General features: G+C 51.0%; 3 protein-coding genes and 1 pseudogene. 1 reads left to right on the top strand and 3 read right to left on the bottom strand.

Annotated elements, in window-relative coordinates; translation table 11 throughout:
* Positions 1-343: pseudogene (locus tag Q0294_RS04900) on the top strand (2-oxoglutarate dehydrogenase E1 component); the annotation flags it as partial.
* Positions 344-369: 26 nt separating this feature from the next.
* On the opposite strand, the gene fhcD reads toward Q0294_RS04900, so the two are convergent.
* The 3 genes from fhcD to Q0294_RS23370 all read right to left on the bottom strand — a co-directional run.
* Positions 370-1,296, bottom strand: coding sequence for a formylmethanofuran--tetrahydromethanopterin N-formyltransferase (gene fhcD, locus Q0294_RS04895; RefSeq protein WP_299461506.1), 927 nt, complete (start codon positions 1,294-1,296; stop codon positions 370-372).
* Between the two features lie 86 nt (positions 1,297-1,382).
* Positions 1,383-2,003 (bottom strand): response regulator, encoded by a 621-nt coding sequence (locus tag Q0294_RS04890; protein ID WP_299461504.1) that lies wholly within the window; start codon positions 2,001-2,003, stop codon positions 1,383-1,385.
* A 7-nt stretch (positions 2,004-2,010) separates the two neighbouring features.
* Positions 2,011-2,183, bottom strand: a 173-nt coding sequence (locus Q0294_RS23370; RefSeq protein WP_366917905.1) for an ATP-binding protein, incomplete at its 5' end; no start/stop codon positions are given.

Here is a 2,183-nt window from a genome sequence, read left to right as displayed (position 1 = left end):
AGGAAAGATTTATTACGATCTGAATGAGCATCGCAAGCAGGCAGAACGCGATGATATCGCCATTGTCCGCATGGAACAGCTTTACCCCGTCCCGCAAGAAGAGCTGGAAAAAGCGTTAGCCCCTTATCCGGAAGGGACCCCCGTGTACTGGGTTCAGGAAGAACCGGAAAACATGGGGGCCTGGCGATTCATCTATTGTCGCTTCAAAGGCAATCTGTTTGGCCGCCATCCGCTGAAAGGCGTTTATCGTGCCGCCAGTGCCAGCCCGGCAACCGGTTCCGGCAGAAGCCATCAGTTTGAGCAGGAAATGCTGATCTCAGAAAGTTTTCGTGAGGAAAGCTGAAGCGGAAGATCGACTCCCGCCTGACATCACGCGTCGGCGGAGTCGATTAAATCTTTGAGATGAAAGTGGTGTTTGCCCAGCTTGCCGCCGTAATTGCCGGCGGTGATCTGGAGGACGCCCGGTTGCTGGCTGACGGTATTCAGGCCTGCCTGCATTGACTGTTGCACTGCATCAAACGAATCACCGTCAATGACGATTTCGTAAACACAGCCTGTGCCTGCGGGCAATTCAGACTTCGTCTGTGCGCGAATGGTGGGGCAATAGGCGTCATTCGTACTGGCCTTTAATTTGGAATAGCGAGAGCCCACTTTACTGCCGCTTCTGACAATGCCTCCCGGAAAGGGGAGAATGGTATGTTCCACTTGCCGCATGGCTGAGACAGCCGCCTCTGTCGCGAGCAAGCCGCTGTTCTGGTCTGTCGCACAGATTAAGAGATTGCCTCCTGCGACTCCTTTGAAAGTACCGACCTGATCTTCACAAACGAATTCGCCGTCCATCACGGGAATTCTCCAGAGCCGACGATTGCCCCATTTTTTGGAGATCTGAAAGCCGTCGCCAAAAAAACGCAACTGGCTGCCTAAGGCAATATTATTTTCTGCACCTGCATCGGGAACTCCTGAGTAACAGGCTGTCGTCGGGCAGGTGAGAATACATTGCCCGACTCGATTGACCACCGCTTTTTCCAGAGCCGACCGGCTGAAGGCGAACAGCATCAGACTCACTCCCGGTCGTCCATCGGGGCTTTCAGCGGGCGTTAAAAACTTTTCAATCCCCGCCTCTGCATCACAGGCAATGACACTTGTGGCATACCCGCTGACTTCCGCGGCAGCAATCCGGACCCAGGACTCTGTCAGTGCCGTCACGATAATTCGCGTCCCCACAGTTGTGAATGCTTCAGCAAATGTGTCGCAGACAGGTACGCCGTTCAGCGCCAGTTCAGTTTGAGTGTTCAAATTCGTTCCTGTTGAAAAGTGATGAGTGTTTGTTAAGAAGAAATTTCTGTCTGGCAATTTTGCTTCAGTACAGGCAGGCTGTTCCGTCAGCGCGGATGGTTTCCTGTGATTTGCAGATCCATCTGAATGAGCTTGGGAACACTTTTGGCTTTCATCTTTTTCATGATTTTTGCGCGATGTGCTTCAACGGTTTTGAAACTGACCTTCAATTCATCGGCAATTTCACGACTGGAGAGTCCGGATACAACATACTCCATGACTTCGCGCTCCCGCCGCGTCAGGGAATCTTTGCGTTGCACGAGTTCCTGGTTCTGTAAACGGTCCTCTTTATTTTTAATATCCCGCTCAATCCCCTTTTGAATGTAGTCCAGCAGGACCTGATCACTCACGGGCTTTTCCAGAAAATCGATGGCGCCTGCTTTCATGGCACGTACGGCCATCGGGACATCTCCATACCCGGAGACGATAACTACTGGAATGTCATATCCCCGGTCTCTGAGTTTTTCCTGTAACTCCAGTCCGCTCATCCCCGGGATTCTGACATCAAGTACCAGGCAGCCGGGAGAATCGGGGACATAACTCTGCAGGAACTCGCTGGCCAGTTCATATGTTTCCACTTTTAATCCAACGGATTCAATGAGCCACCGTAAGGATTTGCGGATCGCGGGGTCATCGTCAACTACAAATACAGTTGCTTCCTGTTGCATTATCATTTCAGACACCGCCATTAAAGTCTCCACTGGTTATGGGAAGAGTAATAAAAAAACTCGTTCCTTTTTGATTCCTGCGAGGGTATAGCTTTCCACCGTGAGCGTCTATTATAGTCTGGCTGATGGACAAACCAGCCCCTAATCCTTTTTGTTTAGTTGTATAGAATGTTTCGAAGA

Source organism: uncultured Gimesia sp. (assembly GCF_937919775.1).
Taxonomy (GTDB): domain Bacteria; phylum Planctomycetota; class Planctomycetia; order Planctomycetales; family Planctomycetaceae; genus Gimesia.
This window is presented reverse-complemented; position numbering and strand designations above follow the sequence as displayed.